18 protein-coding genes are annotated in these 21,527 nt (G+C 66.3%); 6 read left to right on the top strand and 12 right to left on the bottom strand.

The features are described from left to right. Positions 1–23: 23 nt before the first annotated feature. From SR3_RS07320 to SR3_RS07285, 8 genes are all read right to left on the bottom strand, one after another. Positions 24–629, bottom strand: a complete 606-nt coding sequence (locus tag SR3_RS07320) for a TetR/AcrR family transcriptional regulator (RefSeq protein ID WP_068083101.1) — start codon at positions 627–629, stop codon at positions 24–26. 79 nt (positions 630–708) lie between these two features. After that, a complete protein-coding gene (locus tag SR3_RS07315) occupies positions 709–1,383 on the bottom strand; it encodes a GntR family transcriptional regulator (RefSeq protein ID WP_068083098.1) in 675 nt (224 codons plus the stop codon). A 104-nt stretch (positions 1,384–1,487) separates the two neighbouring features. Continuing rightward, positions 1,488–2,411, bottom strand: a complete 924-nt coding sequence (locus SR3_RS07310) for a BKACE family enzyme (RefSeq protein ID WP_068083013.1) — start codon at positions 2,409–2,411, stop codon at positions 1,488–1,490. Positions 2,412–2,429: 18 nt separating this feature from the next. Further along, a complete protein-coding gene (locus SR3_RS07305) occupies positions 2,430–3,362 on the bottom strand; it encodes an MBL fold metallo-hydrolase (protein ID WP_068083010.1) in 933 nt (310 codons plus the stop codon). Next, on the bottom strand, positions 3,359–4,381 hold the full coding sequence (locus SR3_RS07300) for an aromatic ring-hydroxylating dioxygenase subunit alpha (RefSeq protein WP_068083007.1): 1,023 nt from the start codon (positions 4,379–4,381) through the stop codon (positions 3,359–3,361). The genes SR3_RS07305 and SR3_RS07300 overlap by 4 nt, the downstream gene beginning before the upstream one ends. Next, on the bottom strand, positions 4,378–5,985 hold the full coding sequence (locus tag SR3_RS07295; RefSeq protein ID WP_068083004.1) for an FAD-dependent oxidoreductase: 1,608 nt from the start codon (positions 5,983–5,985) through the stop codon (positions 4,378–4,380). Before SR3_RS07295 ends, SR3_RS07300 begins: the two co-directional genes overlap by 4 nt. Next, positions 5,985–6,854, bottom strand: a complete 870-nt coding sequence (locus tag SR3_RS07290) for a fumarylacetoacetate hydrolase family protein (protein WP_068083001.1) — start codon at positions 6,852–6,854, stop codon at positions 5,985–5,987. The genes SR3_RS07295 and SR3_RS07290 overlap by 1 nt, the downstream gene beginning before the upstream one ends. 42 nt (positions 6,855–6,896) lie before the next feature. Next, on the bottom strand, positions 6,897–7,829 hold the full coding sequence (locus SR3_RS07285) for a VOC family protein (RefSeq protein WP_068082998.1): 933 nt from the start codon (positions 7,827–7,829) through the stop codon (positions 6,897–6,899). A gap of 174 nt (positions 7,830–8,003) precedes the next feature. Between SR3_RS07285 and SR3_RS07280 the strand changes: the two genes are divergently transcribed. The 3 genes from SR3_RS07280 to SR3_RS07270 are packed head-to-tail and all read left to right on the top strand — an operon-like array spanning position 8,004 to position 13,024. Next, entirely contained in the window at positions 8,004–10,280 is a 2,277-nt protein-coding gene (locus SR3_RS07280; protein WP_068082995.1) for a TonB-dependent receptor, read from the top strand. Then, on the top strand, positions 10,280–11,443 hold the full coding sequence (locus tag SR3_RS07275; protein ID WP_068082989.1) for a cytochrome P450: 1,164 nt from the start codon (positions 10,280–10,282) through the stop codon (positions 11,441–11,443). Before SR3_RS07280 ends, SR3_RS07275 begins: the two co-directional genes overlap by 1 nt. 12 nt (positions 11,444–11,455) lie before the next feature. Continuing rightward, entirely contained in the window at positions 11,456–13,024 is a 1,569-nt protein-coding gene (locus SR3_RS07270) for an amidohydrolase family protein (protein ID WP_068082986.1), read from the top strand. 33 nt (positions 13,025–13,057) lie between these two features. Here the strand turns inward: SR3_RS07270 and SR3_RS07265 are convergent, their stop codons facing one another. Next, positions 13,058–15,172, bottom strand: coding sequence for a phosphocholine-specific phospholipase C (locus SR3_RS07265; RefSeq protein WP_068082983.1), 2,115 nt, complete (start codon positions 15,170–15,172; stop codon positions 13,058–13,060). Between the two features lie 165 nt (positions 15,173–15,337). Here SR3_RS07265 and SR3_RS07260 point away from each other — a divergent pair, with 165 nt between their 5' ends. Genes SR3_RS07260 through SR3_RS07250 form a run of 3 tightly spaced genes read left to right on the top strand, consistent with a single transcriptional unit; the run spans position 15,338 to position 17,407 of the window. Continuing rightward, positions 15,338–16,048 (top strand): glutamine amidotransferase, encoded by a 711-nt coding sequence (locus tag SR3_RS07260; protein ID WP_068082980.1) that lies wholly within the window; start codon positions 15,338–15,340, stop codon positions 16,046–16,048. After that, on the top strand, positions 16,041–16,778 hold the full coding sequence (locus SR3_RS07255) for a YggS family pyridoxal phosphate-dependent enzyme (RefSeq protein ID WP_218018773.1): 738 nt from the start codon (positions 16,041–16,043) through the stop codon (positions 16,776–16,778). The genes SR3_RS07260 and SR3_RS07255 overlap by 8 nt, the downstream gene beginning before the upstream one ends. Continuing rightward, a complete protein-coding gene (locus tag SR3_RS07250; protein ID WP_218018772.1) occupies positions 16,775–17,407 on the top strand; it encodes a MarR family winged helix-turn-helix transcriptional regulator in 633 nt (210 codons plus the stop codon). The genes SR3_RS07255 and SR3_RS07250 overlap by 4 nt, the downstream gene beginning before the upstream one ends. Position 17,408: 1 nt before the next feature. Here SR3_RS07250 and SR3_RS07245 read toward each other — a convergent pair whose 3' ends face one another. From SR3_RS07245 to SR3_RS07235, 3 genes are all read right to left on the bottom strand, one after another. Next, the gene (locus SR3_RS07245; RefSeq protein ID WP_245653814.1) at positions 17,409–18,815 is read right to left on the bottom strand and encodes a carbohydrate porin; all 1,407 of its coding nucleotides are present in this window, start codon (positions 18,813–18,815) and stop codon (positions 17,409–17,411) included. Positions 18,816–19,257: 442 nt separating this feature from the next. Further along, a complete protein-coding gene (locus tag SR3_RS07240; protein ID WP_068082973.1) occupies positions 19,258–19,776 on the bottom strand; it encodes a DUF3237 domain-containing protein in 519 nt (172 codons plus the stop codon). Continuing rightward, a complete protein-coding gene (locus tag SR3_RS07235) occupies positions 19,773–21,515 on the bottom strand; it encodes a tannase/feruloyl esterase family alpha/beta hydrolase (RefSeq protein WP_084455129.1) in 1,743 nt (580 codons plus the stop codon). Before SR3_RS07235 ends, SR3_RS07240 begins: the two co-directional genes overlap by 4 nt. Between the last annotated feature and the right edge of the window lie 12 nt (positions 21,516–21,527).

Raw genomic sequence — 21,527 nt, 5'->3', positions numbered from 1 at the left:
AGCCGTAAACAGGATTGGTCGGATCAGCCGTGGCGGAAGATGCGGGCGATCTGGCGGCCGATCTCAGCCGGGCTCAAACGCCCCGGGCGATACCAGTTCGACGCCAGATTGAGCTGCGACAACAAAGCATTACGGTAGATCGAGCGATCGATGCTCTCGGGCAAAGGGAGCGCCTCGATCAGCGTGCGGAACAAGGCTTCGAAGGCATCGCGGCGGGCGATCAGTTTGAGCCGTGTGGGCTGGGGCACTTCACGGAAATCATTCATCATGGGCAGAGTGAGCGAATCAGGCCCCAGCTGGATCTGGGCCAGCCTGACGCAAGCGGCCTCCAGCCGGTCCCACGGGTTGCTGTGCGGGGCGATATCCGCCTCGATCTGCCGCTGCGCCGCATCGAGCGCCGCATTGTGCAGCTCGATGAAAAGCACGTCCTTCGATTTGATATGGTGGTAGAGCGAGCCGCCCAGCATGCCCGCCTGCTCGCCGATGTCGCGCATCGAGGTGCCGCGATAGCCCTTTTGCGCGAACAATTGCGCAGCGATTTCAACGATCTGCCGCCTGCGCTCAGAGCCCTTGAATTCAAGATCGATGTCAGGGGCAGGCTGGGTCTGTTGGGGCGGCTGGCTGGTCATCATGCTTCCGGTCGGGGCTTGCGGAACCTCTCTTTAAGCCATGATGGCGCCGGAAATCCACAAGGCGCGTCGATCCGGTTCAGTTGGCGGCGATGATCAGCTCTGTGGTCAGGCGGATATGGTCGGTCATGGTCGCCACCAGATTATCGGCATCGCGGGCCAGCGCGTAATCGGCGATCTTCTGATGCTCGTCGGCGACATCGCGCTTGCCCTCGCCAAAGGCCGAAAGGATGCGATAGCGTTCAGACTGCTCGTAAAGCTGCCCATGCAGCGCCAGCAGGCGGCGGCTGTCGCAGGCGCTGACCAGCGCGGCGTGGAATTCGGCATGGCGGGCCACCCAATCGGCGATGCTCGCCCCATCGCGCAGCTGAGGCTCGGGCTGGGGCATGGCGCGCAGGCGATGCGCCGCCGAAAGGATGCGCACCTCCCAATCGACATCGCCGCGCGCCACGCTGCGGCGCAGGGCGATGGCCTCGATCTCGCAGCGCAGATCGGTCAGGTCGCGCAGATCCTCCATCGAGAGCGGCGCGACGCTGAAGCCGCGCTGATCGCGCGAAATCACCCATTGTTCGGGCACCAGCCGCGACAAGGCCTCGCGCACGGCGCCGGTCGCGACTTTCAGCTCCTCGGCAAGATCCTGAATTTTCAGCTTCTTGCCGGGCAGATGCACGCCCGCGATGATGTCGTTGCGGATCGCCTCATAGGCCAGGCTGGTCTGGCTTCTGGGGGCATCATTCAGGGTCGTCTCGATCATCGGGGCAGTCCATAGCATGTTCGCCTCGCAGGCGATGCCATAGGCGCGGGCAGGATGGAAAATATATTTTTTGCCTGCGCCCATAGCTTGTCCATGGTTTATCGTCAGAATTGCACCTGATCCCCGCCTTTCAGCGAGAGGATGGCGCGGGCTTCGTCCGGCGTGGCGACCTCATGGCCCAGCCCTTCAAGGATCTGGCGCACCTGCCGCACCTGATCGGCATTGCTCCGCGCCAGTTGGCCCTTGCCCAGCCACAGCGAGTCCTCCAGCCCCACGCGGACATGCGCGCCCATCGCCGCGCCCATGGCGGCCACCTTCATCTGCGCCGCCCCCGCGCCCAGCACCGACCAGTTGTAGGCATCGCCGAACAGGCGGTCGGCCGTGCGCTTCATATGCAGCACCTCATCCGGGTGAGCGCCGATGCCGCCCAGCAGGCCGAACACCGTCTGGATGAACAGCGGCGCCTTCACCAGACCTTCGCGCCAGAAGTAATGCAGATTGTGCAGATGGGCCGTGTCATAGCATTCGAACTCGTAACGCGTGCCCGTGGCGTTGAGCTTTTCAAGGCAATAGCGGATGTCGCGATAGGTGTTGCGGAAGATGAAATCGTCGCTGGCCTCCAGCATCGCCGGTTCCCAGGCGTGCTTGAAATCCTTGAAGCGCTTCAACATGGGAAACAGGCCGAAATTCATCGACCCCATGTTCAGGCTGGCCACTTCCGGCTGCCAGTGCGCGGCAGGACCGACGCGCTCCTCCACCGTCATGCCCGGCGCGCCGCCGGTGGTGATGTTGCAGACCACGCCGCTGCGCTGCCCGATGCTGCGCAGGATCGGCTCGAAGGCCTCGACGCGCTGGTCTGGACGGCCATCTTCCGGGTTGCGGGCGTGCAGATGGACGATGGCGGCGCCGGCTTCGGCGGCCTCGACGGCGGAATCCGCGATCTCCTGCGCGGTGACCGGCAGATAGGGCGACATGGAGGGGGTGTGAATGCCGCCGGTGATGGCGCAGGTGATGATAACCTTGCTCATGAAACGCTCCAGTGAATGTCAGAACCGGTCCAGATCCGCCGCGAAGGTGGCGGGGCCGGGATAGGTGGCCGCGATGGCGGCACGGGCGGCGGGGACGTTGGCGGGCGGCACGGCGTCATGCGTCAGCACCAGCGCCTTGACCCCCGCATGGGCGGCCAGCTTGCCGACTTCGGCAGGGCTGAGATGCTCGGCGCGGTAATGCGCCTCCACCAGTTTGAGCGCCGCCTCGGGCACGTCGGGGCGCGTCTTGCGGATATGGGCGAGTGCGGCATCGGGATCGATGATCTCACTCACCAGCAGATCCGCGCCTCTGGCCAGAGCCTCCACCTTGGCGCTGGGGCCGGTGTCTCCGGTGTAGACGATCGAGCGCCCCGGCGTGTCGAAACGATAGGACAGCGATGCCGCTGCCATCGCCTTGTCGCCACCCGCGTCATAATGCGAATTGGTGGCCACCGTGACGCGATAGCCTTGCATCGCCAGCTGGCTGCCATCGCCGATCTCCACCACCTTGACCATCTCGGCGGGGGCATGGCCGGCGCGCGTGCGTATCACCGATCCTGACACGGCGGCGGCGTCCATCGCGCTGACGAGCCCCTTGACGACGGCGGCCGTGCCCACCGGCCCATAAATGGTCAGCACATTGGGTGAGATCACCTGATACCGCCGCCCCAGCAGCGCGAACAAGCCGCCGATGTGATCGAAATGGGCATGGCTGATGAATAGCGTATCGATGGCCTCCATGCGGACGCCCGCCTTGGCCAGCTGGTCCACCGCGCCGTCGCCCACATCGACCAGCACAGGATGCCCGCCCGCCAGCAGCAGATTGGCGGGCTGGGCGCGGCCATCGTCGGGGATCGGGCCTGAATGCGTGCCCAGCGTCACCCACTGAGGCGGCGTCTGAGCGGCGGCGGGCGAGGCGAGCAGCAGCGCCAGTGCAAGAGCGAGCCTCACGCCGCATGCTCCGCCGCGATCAGCGCTTCCAGACGGCGGCGCACCGCCACCGCGCCCTCATCAATGCGCAACAGCGCGGGCTTCAGCGACCAGAAGTCGGCCTCGCCCATGCGCGCCTGCTGGGCGGCGATCATCGGCTCGTCCTCGGTGGAGAAGATGCGGTTGCGGATTTCCCCGATGGCGGCGTTGAGCTGCGCATCCTCCACCGTATAATCGCGGGTGGAGGCGAAGAAGTAATGGGTGGTGCGCGCGGTTTCGGGCGTCATGATATGCACATTGGTCGAGGTGCCCGAGCCTTCGCGTGGGCTTCCGGCGGGCACCACGCCATTGATCAGCTTCATGATGCCCGGCGCGCTCCATTCCACATGGGTCCAGCTGTCGGCGCGCTCTACGCCGGGGGGCAGCTTGCCGCGCACGAGCGGGGGCGGCACGTCGTCATAGCTGTCCCAGCGTATGGCGATGATGCCGTCCTCGCGCTGCTCAACCTTGGCGCGGGTGCGGGTGATCGATCCGCCGCCCAGCGTGTCGGGGTGGAGGTAATCGGTGTGCGAGAGGTCGAGGATGTTGTCGATGAACAGCTGATAATGGCCGCTGGCCGCGATATAGCCCTTGTTGAAGGCGGTGTCGGGCGCCTGCGACAGGAAGGATAGATCGCGCAGCGCCGCAGGATCGGCCAGAGCCGGATCGCCCATCCAGATCCAGAGCGCGCGATGCGCCTCGATCACCGGAAAGGCGGTGACGGCCAGAGCGCGCGTCACCGGGCCATGCGGATTGCGCACGCAGCCGCCCGCGCCGTCGAAGGCCAGTCCGTGATAGCGACAGGTGACCACACCCTGCGCCACATCGCCCATGCTGAGCGGCGCGAAACGATGCGGGCAGCGGTCGAACAGGGCCTTGGGTGTGCCTTCCTCGTCGCGGAACAGGAACACCGGCTGTTCGAGCAGGGTGCGGGACAGGCCCTTTTCGCCAAGCTCATCGGACCATGCGGCCATATACCAGCAGTTGCGCAGATAGCTCATGCCATGATCCTTTCCTGCCCGGTGGCGCGCGGCAGGATGGTTTCATCCCAGCGGTTGCCGCGCCATGCGACATGCTGATCGGGCCGGATCAGCGCCAGATCGGCCGCGTAGAGCGCCCGTACATCGACCCCTTCGGGGCGCACCACCTTGAGGGGGATGCGCAAGGCCGCCGCCTGATCGCGGGCCTGAGCGATCTGGGCGTAATCGGCCTGCGGGTCCATCAGCAGGGTGAAGCCCTCGCCGAAGAGATCGTAAAGCGAGCGGCCATCCTCCAGCCAGGCATGCGGAGCCAGATAGCCGGGGCGGGCATGGGGTTGATAGCTCTCGCTGTCATGCGCGGGGGCGGGGGCATCCTCCGGGGCGACCAGCGGAGAATCCTCATAACCAAGGCCAAGAACCGTACCCAGCGTGTTGAATTCACGCCCCTTGGAGGCCTGAACCCCGGCGCCCACCTTGCCGCGCAGCATCGCGCCTTCGGGCGAGTCCTCCTCGATGATGGGGGGAATGGCGGCGACATAAGAGGCAAAATTGGCGATCGCCTCATCGATCACCTTGCGGTGGATGGGCGCGCGTTCGGCCTCATAGCTGTCGATCAGCGCGGGGCCGCCCCAGCCTTGCAGCGTGGCGGCGATCTTCCATCCCAGATCGACCCCGTCGCCCACGCCCATGTTCATGCCATAGCCGCCCGCCGGAGGATGCAGATGGCAGGCATCGCCCACAAGGATCATGCGGCCCTTGCGGTAGTGATCGGCCTGAAGGTCGCTGGCGACCCATGTATCGGCGCTCAGGATCTCGATGGGCACGTCAAAGCCGGTGCGCTGGCGGATCAACGCCGCTGCGTCCTCGGGCGAGATCGTCTGGCCTTCGGGGACGCCGGCGGGGGCGAAGAACCATGTGTCGTTGCGGTCCATCGGGCCGACGGCGCTGAAACCATCCTTGCCGATCTGCCAGTAGATGGCCGCCGGGCCATGAGCATGGGCCCCAGCCAGATTGGGCGCGCGGAAGATGATGTTATAGGCATGGGCCAAGCCGCGTCGGCCCTGCATCGTGGCCCCGATGGCCTCGCGCACGGCGCTGCGCGCGCCATCGGCGCCTACCAGATAACGGGCGCGCACCGTGGTGTCGCCATGAGCATCGGTGAGGGTGGCCGAAACGCTCTCCTCATCCTGCGTGGCGGCGGTGCAGCGGGTGTTGAAACGCACCTCCACCGTAGGAAGGGAGCGCGCCTTTTCCAGCAGCACCTTTTCCAGCGTGTATTGCGGCACCCATTGGGCATGCTCGGGATAGCGCGGATCGCGCTCCGGCGCGGCGTTGAAGGCGTTGGCGAAGCGCGCCAGTTCGAACCCCGCAAGGCTGGTCACGAAGACCATGTTGTTGGGATAGTCGATGCCGAAAGGCGCTTCCTGCGCCAGCCTATCCGCGATACCCCAGCGGCGCAGATGGGTGCGGGTGCGCACATTGGTGGTCTTGGCGCGCGGCGCCGTGCCCGCACGCTCATTGCGCTCGACCAGCAGCACGCGAATGCCGCGGCTGCCCAGTTCGATGGCGGTGGCCAGCCCCGAAGGCCCGCCACCCACGATCAACACATCGGTTTCCAGTTCCATCACAGCACCTTGTTCTCGATGGCGCCGATCTTCTCGACCTCGCAGCGCACCACATCGCCCGATTGCAGAAAGACCGGAGGGTTGCGGGCCACGCCCACGCCTTCGGGCGTGCCGCTGGCGATCAGGTCGCCGCTTTCCAGCGTGAAGGCCGTGGAGAGATAGGCGATCTGCGCCCAGATATCGTGGATCAGCTGGCCGGTGTCGCTGTCCTGCCGCAGCTGGCCATTGACGAGGCAGCGCAGCGCGAGGCTGTGCGGATCGCCGACCTCATCGGCGGTGACGATCCATGGGCCGATGGGGCCATGGGTGTCGAAGCTCTTGCCCACGGTGAAGGTAGGGGAATGCTTCTGCCAGTCGCGCGCGGAGACATCGTTCATCACCGTGTAGCCGAAGACATGCGCGGGGGCCTGTTCCGGAGTGACGCTCTTGGCCGGCGCGCCGATCACCACGCCCAGCTCCACCTCATAATCCAGCGCCACGCTGACGCCGGGATCGATGGCATCGTAAGGTCCGGCCAGGCAGGAGGTCTGCTTGTTGAACCAGAACTGGTTTTCCGGCACGGCCACGCCCAGCTTGCGGGCTTCCTCGGCATGTTTGCGGTAATTCATGCCAATGGCGAGGAATTTGCCGGGCCGCTCGATGGGCGCCAGCAGGGTGACATCGCCGAGCGCGATCCGCTCGCTGCTGGCCGCGACATGGGCCCGCACCGCGGCCAGAGCGGCCTCGCCCCCCGCGACGATGGAGAGCATCGTCGGCCAGTCTTCGCCCAGCGTGTCGAGCGGCACGATCTGCGCGCTGCTATCCTCACCCACCACCACGCCGAGGCGGGGCCTGCTTTGTCCGGCTGTCTCGAACCGCGCCAGCTTCATTCCATCTCTCCCTTTGTCATTGCGTCAGACTTGATGGGCGGATCACACGAAATCCGCCGGGGCATCGGGGCCCCATTGCTGGCCCAGCAGCACCGGCACGCCGTGGACGCCGCCGGGCGTCTCGGCGGAAAACACGTCGCCATCGGTCCAGTGTTCGATGCGGTGACCCCAGGGGTCGCGCCAGTAATCGAAGACCTGACTGCCCAGAATATGCCGCCCCACGCCCCAGAGCTGCCGATGCCCGGCCTGTTTGAGATGCTCGTGGCCAACCATCAGATCGTCGAGATCGGCCACCTCGAACGCGGCGTGGTGGAAGGCGGGCGGGCGACCGGGCATGGTCGCGAAGTTGAGGCTGTGATGGTCGGTGGGGATGGCGCCGCGGTCCAGCCGGACAAAGGCGGCGATCATGATGCCGTCCACCGTATGCACCTCATCCGACATCAGCAGGGCGAAACGCGCGCGCCACCAGTCCCATGTCGCCTGCAGATCGCTGACGCCCAGCACCACATGACCCAGCCGCGCCACGCCCGCCGGACGGGTGGACATGCGCTTGGGCTGGTTGGGGCGGCCGCGCCCGGCGATGGTGTTCCACGCAGCAGCCGCCTCGCCCGCGGCGATGGGCATGCGGGTTTTTCCCGCGATCACATTGACCTGAAAACCATCGGGATCGTGGAGCGTGATCTGCGATCCACCGCCGGGGCCGGGGGCCGGTTCGACCGGAACGCCCTCCGCCCGCGCCAGCTGCTCCAGCTCGGCAAGGCTGGCGGCGCGCAGGGTCAGCGAGACATAGGCGGGATCGCCCTGCACGGTCTCATGCAGGAAAGGCGCGTCGCTGGTGCCGCGCATGCGCAGGATGCCATCGCCGGTGTCTTCAGCCTCGACCATGCCGAAATCCCGCAGAAAATCGCGCATTTTCGCCAGATCGGGCGCGCTGAAGCGCACGGATTCCACATCCTCGATGGTGATGGTGGTCATGTCTCTCCTCTTCCCCGCACGCGGGTCTGCCGATCCTGCATCGAATCGATCAATATCTATCAAGTATCCGAATCTATCTTTTTTACGAGAAAAAAGTTTTTTACAAAGGGCGGGTTCCGAGTCGCCAGAGACCGGATCCAAAACCGAACGCCAGCATGGGCGGAGGGAGGGACAATGCCTGACAACAGAACATTCTATGCGAGCGCATATGCGTCGGCTGCGGCCATTGCGGCGGGCTTGCTGACACCGGGCAGCGCCATGGCCGGGGATGCGCAAGCGCAGGCCGCACCGGCGCCGGCCCAGGATGGCGCGCCCAATGTGGCCGACATCATCGTCACCGCGAACAAGCGCGCGGAAAATCTGCAGAAGGTGCCGATCAGCATCGCGGCCTTCACCGCCAAGGCGATCGACACGCAGGGCATCAAGAGCGTGGTCGACCTGCCGCAGCTGACGCCGGGTCTGGGCTTCACCCGCACGCTGGTGGGCACCAACGCCTTCCTGCGCGGCGTGGGCACCACCAGCGCGGGCTATTCCACCGAAAGCCCCATCGCCACCTATGTCGACGGGCTCTACATGCCCAATTCGGCGGCCTCATCCTTCTCCTTCAACAACATCGAGCGGATCGAGGTGCTCAAGGGGCCGCAGGGCACGCTTTACGGGCGCAACACCACCGGCGGCCTGATCCATGTGATCACCAAGGAGCCGGGCGATGTCACCGCCATGGACACCTCGGTCAGCTACGGCAATTACAACACCGTTCAGGCCAATTTCTATGGCTCGACCCCGCTCAGCGACACGGTGGCGGTCAATCTGGCGGCGCTGTATGTCAACCAGGCCGATGGCTGGGGCAGGAACCAGTTCACCGGAAAGGAAGCCTACACGTTCAAGGATGTGGGCGTTCAGGGGAAGATCCGCTGGCAGCCCGCCCCCGATACCAAGATCACCCTGCGCGGCTTCTTCGACAAGGTGAACACCGATCAGGGCAATGCCGTGGCGATGTATCCCGGCTCGGTGGGCACGGATGGCTCGACCTATGTCGGCAAGTATCAGATCAACACGCGCCTGACGCCCTTTGCGCAACAACGCCAGTACAGCGTCTCGCTCAAGGCCGAACAGGGGCTGGGCTTCGCCAATCTGACCAGCATCACCGGCTACATCGACAATGCCTCACCCAGTCTGCAGACGCAGGGACCGGTGCTGGGCCAGCCCCTGCCGGGGCAAGGGGCGATCAATCTGGGCGGCTATCAGACCGCCAAGACCTTCAGCCAGGAATTGCAGCTGACGTCGAACAACAAGGCCTCGCCCTTCCAGTGGATGGTCGGCGCTTTTTATTACCATGACAACAGCATGATCCAGATCAACGTCTATGGTACCTGCATCGGCGCGGTCTGCACGGCCCCGCTGCCGACGCAGACCACCGGCTATGCCAACACCCGGTCCTATGCGGGCTTTGCGGAGGGCACCTATTCCTTCACCCATGCCACGCGGCTGACGCTGGGTCTGCGCTACACCAGCGACCAGAAGACGCTGACCGGGCAGATCGTGCCGCTGGCAGGCTTTCCCAACTCGATCCCCGCCTTTCCGGCAGGCACCGTCACCACGCCCGCGCAGGGCGGCATCGCCACCGATGTCACCTTCAACAAGCTGACGTGGAAGGCGGTGCTGGCGCAGGACCTTTCCGACCGCATCCACGCCTATGCCTCCTACAATCGCGGCTTCAAATCGGGCGGCTTCAACCCCACCAGCTTCACCAATCCGGCTTCGAAGCCCGAAGTGCTGGACGCCTTCGAAGTGGGCATGAAATCGGAGCTGTTCGACCGAAAGCTGCGGCTCAACCTCTCGGGCTTCTACTATGATTACAAGGGCATCCAGCTGCGCTCCACCGCGCCGCCGGCCCCTCCGGGTGGTTCGATCCTGTTCAACGCGGCAGCGGCGCATATCAAGGGCATCGATGCCGATCTCTCGGCGGTGCTGCTGCCGGGCCTGTCGCTGGATGGCGGGTTTGAGGTGCTGGATGCGCATTACTCCAGCTTCCCCTCGGGCGTCTGCACCACGCCGCGCGCGATCGGCCTGAGCGGGCTGGGTGGCACCATCACCAGCACCTGCAATCTGGCGGGCTTCAAACTGCCGCAAGCGCCCGATTTCTCGGCCACGCTGGGGCTGACCTATCGCACTGAAACCCGCATCGGCCGCTTCGAGTTCAACGCCAATGACGGCTACAAATCCAGCTTCGTGTGGGAGCCGGACAACCGGCTGCGGCAGGGCAGCTATCATCTGGTCAATGCCTCGCTCACCTGGACGCCGCCGGGTTCGCGCTTCAGCCTGCAGGCCTATGGACGCAATCTGGGCAAGGCCTATTATTTCGTCAGCGGCGCGAACGGCGGCGGGAACGACGGCTATGTGCCCGGCGCCCCGCGCACCTATGGCGTGAAAGCGAGGTATCAGTTCTGATGGGCACGCCGGTTCCAGAGGTCGAACTCGATCTGTTCGCTCCGGCCAGCCTGCGCGATCCTTTCGCGGATTACGCAAGGCTGCGCGATGCGGGGCCGGTGGTGCGGCTGGCCCGGCCCGAGGTCTATGCCTTGGGCCGGTTCGCCCCGGTGCAGGCGGCCTTGCGCAGCGCCGATGCGCTGATCAGTGGCGAGGGCGTGGGCTTCAGCGCCGCTTTCAACGCGCCCAAGGGCATGAATGTGCTGCAGTCCGATGGCGATCTGCATCAGCGCCTGCGCGCCGCCGTCACCAAGCCGCTCACCCCGGCGCGCCTGTCCAGGGCGCGCGCCGATTTCAAGGATATGGTGGCCACGCGGGTCAAGGTGCTGGCCGGGCAGGGCTGGTTCGATGCGATGCGCGAACTGGCCTCGTTCCTGCCGGTGCAGGCGATCTCGCATCTGGTCGGCCTGCCCGCGGTGGGGCGTGACCGCATGCTGGAATGGGCCGCCGCCGCCTTCAACGCCATGGGCCCCACGCAGGAGCCCGGCGATCTGGTGTCCTTGCGCGATGCCTTCGCCTTCCTCGGCACGCTCAGCCCCGACAAGGTGGCGGATGGCAGCTGGGCCGCCGAACTCTTCGGCGCGGCAGAGAGCGGCCGGCTGACCATGCAGGAGGCGATGGCGGCGATCAGCGCCTATGTCATCCCCAGTCTGGACACCACCATTCTGGCCAAGGGCCATCTGCTGGCCAATCTGGCGCGCCATCCCGGGCAATGGGCGATGCTGTGCGAGACCCCGAAGCTGATCCCGGCGGCGGTGCTGGAAGGGGTGCGGCATTCCTCGGTGCTGCGCTGGTTCTCGCGCGTGGCGACGCAGGATTACGCCGTGGAGGATATGGTGATCCCGCAAGGGGCGCGGGTGATGCTGCTCTATGGCTGCGCCAACCGCGACGAGCGCCGCTATGCCGACCCCGACCGCTTCGACATCACCCGTGACAGCCGCGACCATCTTGCATGGGGCACCGGCCCGCATATGTGCGCGGGGATGAACCTGGCGCGGCTGGAAATGGAGGTGCTGGTCGAGGCGCTGGTGGAGCAGGGCGTGACCCTGACCCTTGGCGAAAGCGAGATGGGCAGCAATGCCGGATTGTATGGCCACACCAGCCTGATGCTGCGGCTGGATTGAGGGAGACACGCGATGCTGCTGACTGCCCTGACCGGCCCCGCCCCATGCCCCTGCTGCGCCTATGCCCATGCGCAGGCGGCGCTGCCTGCGATGCCTCTGCGCGGGATCACCCGCTGGCTGACGGGGCTGGACCCCGCGCCCGCCGCCGTGGCCGCGCCTGCGCGCCCGCGCGATCTGCGGATCGAGAATGTCACCATCGTCGATCCCGCCGATGGCGCGAAGGCGCGGGGCATGAGCATCGCGATCACCCTGGGCCGCATCACCGATATCTTCCCCACCGGCAGCAAGCCGGTCTCCCCGCAGGTGCAGGTGGTGGATGGCACGGGCAAATTCGCGGTGCCCGGCTACAATGACATGCATTCCCATGTGCTGGAATTGCCCGATCCCTCGGGCTCGCTGGCGCTGATGCTGGCCGAGGGGGTGACGGGTTTCCGCCAGATGTCGGGCTCGCCTGCTCTGCTGGCGGCGCGACGGGCGGGGAAGCTGCCGATCGGGGATCTGGCGCCCGCGCTGCTGGAAACGCCCGGTTCGCTGCTCACGCCGTTCAATGCCGGTTCGGCGGATGCGGTGGTGGAGGAAATTCGCCGTCAAAAGGCGCAGGGGGCCGATTTCATCAAGGTGGGCATGGTGTCGCCAGAGGTCTTCTTCGTCGCGCTGGAAGAGGGGCGCAAACAGGGCATCGCGCTGCTGGGCCATCTTCAGGAAGGCACCGATGCGCTGGATGCCACCGCCGCAGGTTTCCGCTCGGTGGAACATCTGGGGCCGGGCAGCACGATGTGGATCTCCTGCTCCAGCGACGAGGCCGAATTGCGCGCCGACAGCTACCGGCGCGAGGTCATCAAGGCGCCGCCCTTCAAGATCCCTTTCCTCGAAACGCTGGTGATGAAGAAGCTGGGCAAGATGCTGATCAACCCCTCGGCCTTCGCCAAACCGGGCGATGTCGACCGGCTGCAGCGCGCCATCCGCAGCTTCGATCCCGACAAGGGGCATGCCATGGCCGAGCGTTTCCGCGAGGATGGCAGCTGGCATGTGCCCACCATGGTACGGCTGCGCACGCAGGAATATGCCGATCTGCCCGACTATGAGCAGGACGAAATGCTGGCCTATATGCCTGCCAAGGCAGTGAAGAACTGGCGTGCGGTAACAGCGCGCTTCAAGGCTCTGCCCGCCACCATGCGTCATGCTTTTCGCGATGCCTATCCGCGCCAGCTCGAGCTGGCCAAACTGCTGTGTGACAGCGGGGTGCGGATGATGGCAGGCACCGATGGCGGTTCGTTTCTGGGGCCGGGGTTGACCCTCAAGCAGGAATTCGCCGAGCTGGCGCTGGCCGGGATCAGCCCCTTGCGCATTCTGCAGATGGCCACCGTGGACCCCGCCGACTATCTGGGCCGCAGCGATGCCATGGGCCGCGTGGCGGTGGGCTACGATGCCGATCTGCTCCTGCTGGACGCCGATCCGCTGATGCGCGTGGAGCATCTGCACGGCATCGCCGCCGTGGTGCGGGCCGGGGCCTATCACTCGGCGCAAGCGCTCGATGCGATGCGCCGGACTGTGGCGGAACACCGGGGCAGGCTGCATTGATCGGGGGCAATCACGCTTTGCGCGGCGTGGCCGCTAGAGCAACCCTGCCGGATCGCTGGTTGAGGGCCATGCGCCATCGATCCGGCCCGCCAGCCGCCGCCGCCAGCCACGCGGCCCCTCGATCTGCAGATCGTACCAGCCGTGGGTCGGGGCCAGCGGCCAGTGGCGGGCGCCGCCCTGCGCGCCCGGGGCCCAGCCGTGGTGAAGGGTGCGATAGGCCTGAGGGACCACCTTGATGCCCTCATGCCCCGCCTTGACGGTGAGGCTAAGCTGGCCGTCGGCGAAGGAGCAGACCGGTTCGGGCCCATGTGTGGCTGCGGTCCCGGCAAAGGCGCGATGGAAGCCTGCGGGCCCGATCACCCAGAGATCATAGGCCTTGTCCGCCCCGTAAAGTGGCCAGTGGTCGGTCAGTTGCCTGCCCGGCTCGACGGTGAAACGGCGAGGAATCTGATCCAGTTGCAGGCGGTCATAGACCTGAAAGACCCCCGCCAGCCCGTCCTTGCCGAGGCTCTGCCCGGCGGAGAAGGTCAGCGCCATACCGTCCTCGGTCAGCGCGCCGCTCACCTCCAGATGGTAGCGCGCCGGACAGGCCGGGCGCAGGCCTGCGTGCTGGGCAGGCAGGGGCTGATGTTCGGGCGGGTGGGCGTCGGGCTGTTTGGCAATGGCATGGGCCCGGGCGCTCCGCTGCGGCGCCTGCGCCATGGTCGAGGTCAGGGCGGCGGTTAGGACAGGCTGTACCGGGGCGCCATGCGCGAAATCGAAAGCGCTGGTCAGATCGCTGCACACCGCGCGGCGCCATGGGGTGATGTTGGGCTCATGCACGCCGAAGCGGCGCTCCATGAAGCGGATCACCGAGGTGTGGTCTGAGGTTTCGGAATGCACCCGCCCGCCGCGCGACCATGGCGACAGCACATACATCGGCACGCGCGGTCCCAGCCCATAGGGGCGGCCACGCAGGGCAGGCAGGTCGCCATCCATGCCCGGCGCGGGCAGGTGGTGATATTCGCCCTGCGTGGAAACCGTGCTGGCTCCGGCGAAACCGCCCGGCAGCTGCGCATCGGGCGAGGGCGGCGCCGGCGGCGGCACATGGTCGAAAAAGCCGTCATTCTCATCGAAATTGATGAACAGCACGGTGCGCGCCCAGACGGCGGGATTGGCGGTCAGCGCCTCGATCACCTTGGCCGTATAGGCCGCGCCCTGTGCCGGGCTGGAGGGGCCGGGGTGTTCCGACCCTTCTTCCGTGCCCACGATCCAGCTGATCTGCGGCAGACGGTCGGCCAGCACATCGGCGCGCAGCGTGTCGAGGCCATGGGTGCTGAGCCCCTTGTCGGCCAGCGCCTTGCGGGCGCCCGGTTCGCCGCGAAAGGCCTCGCGATATTGCAGGAAATTGGCCAGCGGATTGTCGCCGAAATTATCCGCCATATCCTGATAGATGCGCCAGCTAACCCCCGCCGCCTCCAGCCTTTCGGGATAGGTGCGCCAGAAGAAGCGCGGTTTGCTGGCGCTGTCGGGCTTGTGGAGATCGTCGTCGGGATTGTCGAGCGCCGGGCCGCCGCCCCGGCCTAGCGAGTCATTGGAGCCGGTCCACAGAAACAGCCGGTTGGTGTTGGTGCCGGTGTGCATCGCGCAGTGATAGGCGTCGCACAGGGTAAAGGCGTCGGCCATGGCCCATTGGAAAGGGATGTCGGCCTGCGTGTAATAGGCCATGGAACGCTGCGTCTTGGCCTGCGGCCAATGCGCCATGCGGCCATGGTCCCATGCGGCCTGAGCGTTGGACCAGGTGTGCGGCGTGCCCAGCATCCGCATCAGGTCGAAATCCTGCTGGGTTGAGAGCGGGAAGGGGCGCATGGCGCGGGCACCGTCATGCTGGTCCCACACGGTGCGGGGTGCGCCATGGGCGTCGGCGGGCAAAGGGATGGGGAAGCGGTCCCCAAAGCCGCGCACGCCCGGCATCGTGCCGAAATAATGATCGAAGCCGCGGTTTTCCTGCATCAGCACCACGATATGGGCCACATCGCCGATGGTGCCGGTGCGCCGGTCTGGCGCGATGCTGGCGGCCCGCGCCAGAATGGGGGCGAGCCCGGCAGGCAGCGAGGCGAGGGCCGCCCCTTGCAGGGATTGGCGCAGCAGGGCTCGGCGGTCGATCATCGATGATTCTCCTGATTGGCCGGGCCTATCAGGGGTTTGTGACAGAGGGCAACAGGCGCGTTGGTTCAGCGCCTGCCCGGCCTGGCAGGGCGCAGAAACCGCTTTTATATTTAGGAATCCTAATATAATTCAGGCGCCTTGATGCAGACCAGAAGGAAAGCCGTGATGCTAAAGACCGCAGTCGCGATCCGCCATGTCCATTTCGAAGGGCTGGGCCTGTTCGAACCCGTTCTGGCGCAGGCAGGCTATCGGCTGAGCTATCACGATGTCGGCGTCGATCCGCTGGAAGCGCTCGACCCGCTGGAGCCCGATCTGCTGGTGGTTTTGGGCGGACCGGTGGGCGTCTATGAGGGCGAGGCCTATCCCTTTCTCCACACCGAACTGGCGATGTTGAAGACAAGGCTGGAGGCTGGCCGCCCCACGCTGGGCCTGTGTCTGGGCGCGCAACTGATGGGTTTCGCGCTGGGCGCTGATGTGGGGCCGATGGGGCATAAGGAGATCGGTTTTGGTCCGCTCACTCTGACCGAGGCGGGCCGGGCCGGTCCTCTGCGCCATCTGGGCGACACGCCCGTGCTGCATTGGCACGGCGATGCTTTCGCAATCCCGCCCGGCGCGGACAATCTAGCCGCCACGCCCCTGTGCGCCACGCAGGCCTTTGCCCTCGGCCCCAATATCCTTGGCCTGCAATGCCATCCGGAGGTCGATCTTCAGGCGGGCATCGAGCGCTGGCTGATCGGCCATGCCGCCGAACTGGCCGGGGCAGGCATCTCCCCCGCCGCACTGCGCGGGCAAGCCGCCGACCTCGCTGCCGCGGGTTCGGGCGATGGCGCGCGCGCCATGCTGCACGCATGGCTGGAAGGCTTGCAGCATGAATGATGTCGCCGCCAACCTTCAGGAGGTGAAGGGCAAGATCCGTGAGGCGGCGGAAGGCTCGGGCCGTCGCGCGGAGGATGTGCGGCTGGTGCTGGTTACCAAGACCGTCACGCCGGAACGCATCCGCGCAGCCATCACCGCCGGGCAGCGCGATCTGGGCGAGAACAAGGTGCAGGAAGGGCGGCAGAAGGCGGCGGCTCTGGCTGATGAAAGTCTGCGCTGGAGCATGATCGGCCATCTCCAGACCAACAAGGTCAAGGATGTGCTGGGCTTCGCCGCCGAGGTCCAGTCGCTGGACCGGCTTTCGCTCGCCACGGCGTTGGATCGTCGGTTGCAGCAGTTGGGGCGGGGGCTCGATGTGCTGGTGCAGGTCAACACCTCGGGCGAGGCGAGCAAATTCGGCCTGACGCCAGAAGAGGTGCCTGCCTTCCTGCGCGAACTTACCGCTTGCTCCGCCTTGCGCCCCAAGGGTTTCATGACTTTGGCCACCTTCACGCCCGATGAGGCCGAGGTGCGCCGTTGCTTCCGCCTGTTGCGCGCGCTGCGTGACCATGCCCAACAGCAAGCGCCTCAGGCCGGGCAGTTGGCGGAGCTTTCCATGGGCATGTCCGGCGATTACCCATGGGCCATCGAGGAGGGGGCCACCATCGTGCGCGTCGGGCAGGCGGTGTTCGGCAAGCGCGCTCTGCCCGATGCCCATTACTGGCCGGGTGTGGCGGGCACGGCGGCGTGACCACGATCTTCGAGACCATCTCCGAACCCATCGCCCGGCGCGCCACCGCCGGGCTGGTGCGCATCGGCCATGTGCTGCGCAGCCGGGCGTGGAAAGGCGCGACGCCCGAAGGCGTAACCCCCACGCAAGGCCATGCGCTGGGCCTGCTGCGCGAGGCGGAGGGCGGCCTGTCGCTGGGGGCGATCGCCGCGCTGCTCGGCGTTTCGGCGCCCACCGCCAGCGATGCCATGAGTACGCTGGCGTCCAAGGGGCTGGTGGACAAGGCTCCGGGCGACAGGCCACGCTCGATCAACCTGTCTCTGACCCCTCAGGGCGAGGCGCTGGCCGAACGCACCGGCGCATGGCCCGATTTTCTGACGGATGCCGTCGAGACGCTGAACGATGCGGAACAGGCGGCGTTGCTGCGCGGGCTGGTCAAGCTGATCCGCGCCATGCAGGTGAAGGGCGACATTCCCTTGCAGAAACTATGCGTTACCTGCCGCTATTTCCGCCCCAATGTTCACCCTGAACCTGAAGCCCCGCATCATTGCGCGCTGGTCGATGCCCCCTTCGCAGACCGTCATTTGCGGCTCGCTTGCGGCGAACATCAGCAAGCCGATGACGATAGTTTCTATGAGCAATGGCGGTAAACTAGAACTGCGATCTGATCTGCGTGCCCACCGCCAGCGCATTGGCGGTATGGCGATAGCTGAAGGCGCCGGGATGGATCACATACTGCACATCGGGCCGGATGTTCAGCCATGGGCGCAGCTGAATGCCATAGCTGGCCTCCACCACCGCCTCACCGAACAACAATTGCCCGGCGCCGTCGGGAGCGGTGACGCTTGTGGCTTCATGGGCCTCGCGCAGGCGCGGATTGAGCTTGGCATAGACGAAACCCAGCGCCAGCGTATCGGCATCCCGCCGTTTGAAGGTGCCCGTCTTGAGCAGCCCTGCGGCATACCAGCGCGTGATCTGCGAGGACACGGCGGGCTGAGCGGTGAACTCGCCAAAGATCGAGAGGCCGCGCGCGGGATTGGCCTCGCGCCAGATCATCTGGTCGGCCAGAACATAAACGCCGTAGCGGCCTTTCACCGTGCCGGTCTCGGCCTCCCGCGCGATGCGTGAGCTATCGTAATAGGCGCCCAGCTTGTAATGGCCGGGCAGCACGCGGCTACCGGTGCTGACGCCCGGATCATACTCCACCTCGAAGGGAATCAGCGCGCCGGTGGTGCCCGCCGCGAAGGGCTTGAAGGCGTTGGCCTCGTCACCAAGGCTGGGGTTCACCTGATAGACGCCGCTGCGCAAGGTGATGTCGGGGCGCAGGCGATAGCGCACAGCGCCGCCCCAGCGGGCATTGGGGTAATTGTACCATCCGCTGTCGCCCGAGAGGCTCAGGGCATGGGCACAAAAGGCGGCATTGACGAAATTGCAGCCCATGGCGAGGCCCCCCAGATCGTTGCCCATGGCGAAGAAACCGACGCGTATATCCAGCCGTCCGCCATCCAGCACCTGTTCGATGCTGGCTTCGGAGAGGCGGGTGTAGAGGCCGCCGTAATCCTCCTGGATCGGCAGGCGGTTGCCCACGAAATCGGAAGAGGTGCCGACGCCGCGCCGATCGTTGAGGGTGACATGCACGCTGGTGCCCTGCCAGCCCGCGATGCGCCCCATATCGAAATCCGCGCCCCAGCGGATCTGCTGGGCGTAGGAGGTGCCGCGCCTTTGCCCGCCATCGACCACCGCGAAGCTTTCCGAGACATAATCTGCGCGCAGCGTCACCCCGGCGTCCTTGATGCGGCTGCGCAGGCCCCCCCAGTCGCCGGTCATGGTGGTGCGCGGCGGCGGCGCGCCATGGGGTCCGGAGGCGGAGATGGGAGCGGTGGGCGAGATGTACTGGCTGACGAAAGCAGCAACCGCCTCGGACGAGGCATCCTGAGCGGACGTGGCGGCGGCGGAAGAGGGGGCCGCATTCTGGGCCATGGCCGCGCCGCCGGTCAGGGCAAAGGTGAAAGCGAGGGCAAGCGCCCGCATACCTTGCAGCACCACTGACACAGGCATGACCGGCGCCCGGCGGCGCGCTTCCGGCAGGGGCTGGCGGCTCCGGGGGGAAGGCCGTTGGGGCAAGGTCACAGGACAGTCCAAATATAACGAACTAGATGGTACATTTTTTGCGCCTTAGCGCGGGGGCATGATGACGTCCACGCCTCTTTTACCACGGCATGCGCGCGCCTCCGAGCAGCATTGTCGACCATGCTGGTTTCTGCGGCCAAGTCAGGATGTTGCCGAGCCGATACACGTCATGCCGGCAGCATCGGCTTTTGTTGAACCGGTCTGGATAGGGTGTGGGGAAGGAATGGCCGCGCCCATGCCTAGAGGGGGCCGAGTCGCGTCCCTTTGACAGGAAGGGGCTGACCGTTCCCGGTGCAGCCCCCCGCCATGGCGTCGTTCTGTTGGCGCCAGCCCTGCGTCCTGACGGCAGGCAAGCGTCGGCTCGCTCCGGTCAGAAGACCCGGAAGAAACGCAGCTTCACCGCCTGCCGCGCCGGTTTCAGGCTGGTGAGCGTGCCGACGAAAACCGCGTGATTCAACCAGTCATAGGGCCCTTTGGGGGCGGTGATCTCCGGAGTGGAAAAGGCGTAGCGGCTACCATCAGCGAAATTCTCGACCAGCACCTTGTTGAGCACGGTGATGATCGCGCCATCATGGGTTTCCAGCTCGTAGAGCGCGCTCAATTGCTTGACGCCATCGCTGCGGATCAGCTGGCGGTCGGCGCCGCCGGGGCGCACCTTGCCGTGGAGGCGGGGCCCGGAGAACTCGCCGCCGGTGATCGGCACGATGCGCCGCCCGCCCAGCGGGCCTTCGCCCATATCCTGAGATTCAGCGATGTCAGCGATGATCTCCAGCGCCAGTTCGAGGCGGGGCGCGCCATCAGCAGAAGGAGCGGAGGCCGCCAAGGCCTTCTCCCCCATGGCGAGCGACAGAAGCGCTCCGCTTGCCAGAAAATCGCGGCGGTTGGTCATGATGCCTGTCCTTTTTTGCCGGGGGCCACGCAGGAGAAGCTGGCGGCGCTTCCAAGATCGCCATGGCCGTCATAGCGGGCCGTGGCAGGATAAGCGCACAGCGGGCGGGTGCGGCCCGGCCAGGGCGTGCCCTTGGGCGCGGTGGCGCGAATGCTCTGCGGCGCCTGCCCCTTTTCCACCCAGTTCTGCAGCGCGGTGAAAGCATCAAAACTGGTGGTGCCCGGCCCGCCCCGGCAGTGGTTCATGCCCGGCACCGGGAAAACGCGGGCGAAGTCTGCGGCATGGCCATGGTCGGCCCTGTCCAGCGCGCGCCACCAGTCGAGCGTGTCATTCAGGGAGAAAACCGGATCGGCCACGCCCTGCGCCACGATCATCCTGCCGCCATGGCGCTGGAACGCACTGCGGTCCGCCGAGCGCGCCGCCATCAGATCCCAGGCCGAGACCGGAAAGTCCGAGGTTGTGCGATAGATGCCCGCCTGAGCCGCGTCCATATCAGCCCCCCGCGCATAGGCGATCAGCGCGGCGGGCGTGTTGGCCACGGCGACAGGCGGGCTCTGGAACATGGTGGGCAGCGCCGTGCCGCCCAGCATCACATTGCGGCCATCGTTGGCAGCAGCACCCGCCGTGCCGATCTTCCACGCGCGCCAGCCCGTGAAGGTTCCGCTGCCCCAATCACCGCCGATCCCGGCGTCCCACATCCAGTCGGTGTAGATGGCGTGGCCCTGACTGTTTTTCGGGCCGCCCATCACCTGCTCGAAGGCCTCGAGCTGACCGCCTGACAGGCAGGAGGCGTTCTTGGCGCCGCTGCAGGTCAGGCGTGCCAGTTCGGGGTGGACGCGCGCCGTGGTGCATTGGCCCACCGCGCTGACGATGCCGTCGCGTGCGCCATCCAGCGCATCGCAGGCTTTCAGCACCGCGCCGGAGATCAGCCCCAGATCGGCGTTGGAGAAACTGGCGTTGAGCAGCGGCAGGCCATTGGCGTCAAAGCGCTTGTCGCTCTGGGCGAGGCGCAGGAAGGCCTTGGTGTCCCACAGCTGCGCCAGCGCGGCGCGGGGCAGGGAGAAGCCGGGCGCATTGGCCATGATCCCGTCGAAATCATCGGGGAAATGCTCGGCCATGGCCATGCCTTCCTGCCCGCCCTTCGAGCAGCCGACGAAATATGAATATTGCGGCGGCCCGCCATAGAAGGTGGCCAGCAGCGCCTTGGCCGTGGCCGTCACCCGGCCCAGCGAGGCGAAGGCATAGTTGCGCCGCGCGGTGTAATCCCAGCCGAAGCTGGTGGGGCCGCCATGCTCGGGCCGGTCGTTGCGCGTGTTGTCATGGCCGGAATCCTGCGAGACCACCGCGAAGCCGCGTGACAGGGCGACCTCGCTCTGCTCGCCCTGCAGGTTGCCCAGCGCATCGCCCAGCACGCCATCGCTGCCGCCGCCGCCCTGAAAGAAGAAGCGGCGGTTCCAGTCGAAGGGCAGGCGCAGGTGATAGCGGATCTCATAGGGCTGCCCGTCGCTGCCGGTGCGGCGGGCGATATGGCCGATCACCTCGCAATGGGCGGGCAGGGGCGCGGCGGCGGGATGGGCCACCGCGCTGTCCACGGCGGCGTCCCCGGCCAGACCGGCGATGGCGCCCGAGGCAAGGGCGGTGCAGCGCGCCTGAGGGGCTGCGTCCTTCTGGGCCAGCGCGGGCATCGCCCCGCACAGGCCCATCACCGAAGTGGCGATCATCCAGCGCCGCATCCGCATGCCTTATTCTCC

Origin of the sequence: Novosphingobium rosa NBRC 15208, assembly GCF_001598555.1 — a bacterium.
GTDB lineage: Bacteria > Pseudomonadota > Alphaproteobacteria > Sphingomonadales > Sphingomonadaceae > Novosphingobium > Novosphingobium rosa.
This window is presented reverse-complemented; position numbering and strand designations above follow the sequence as displayed.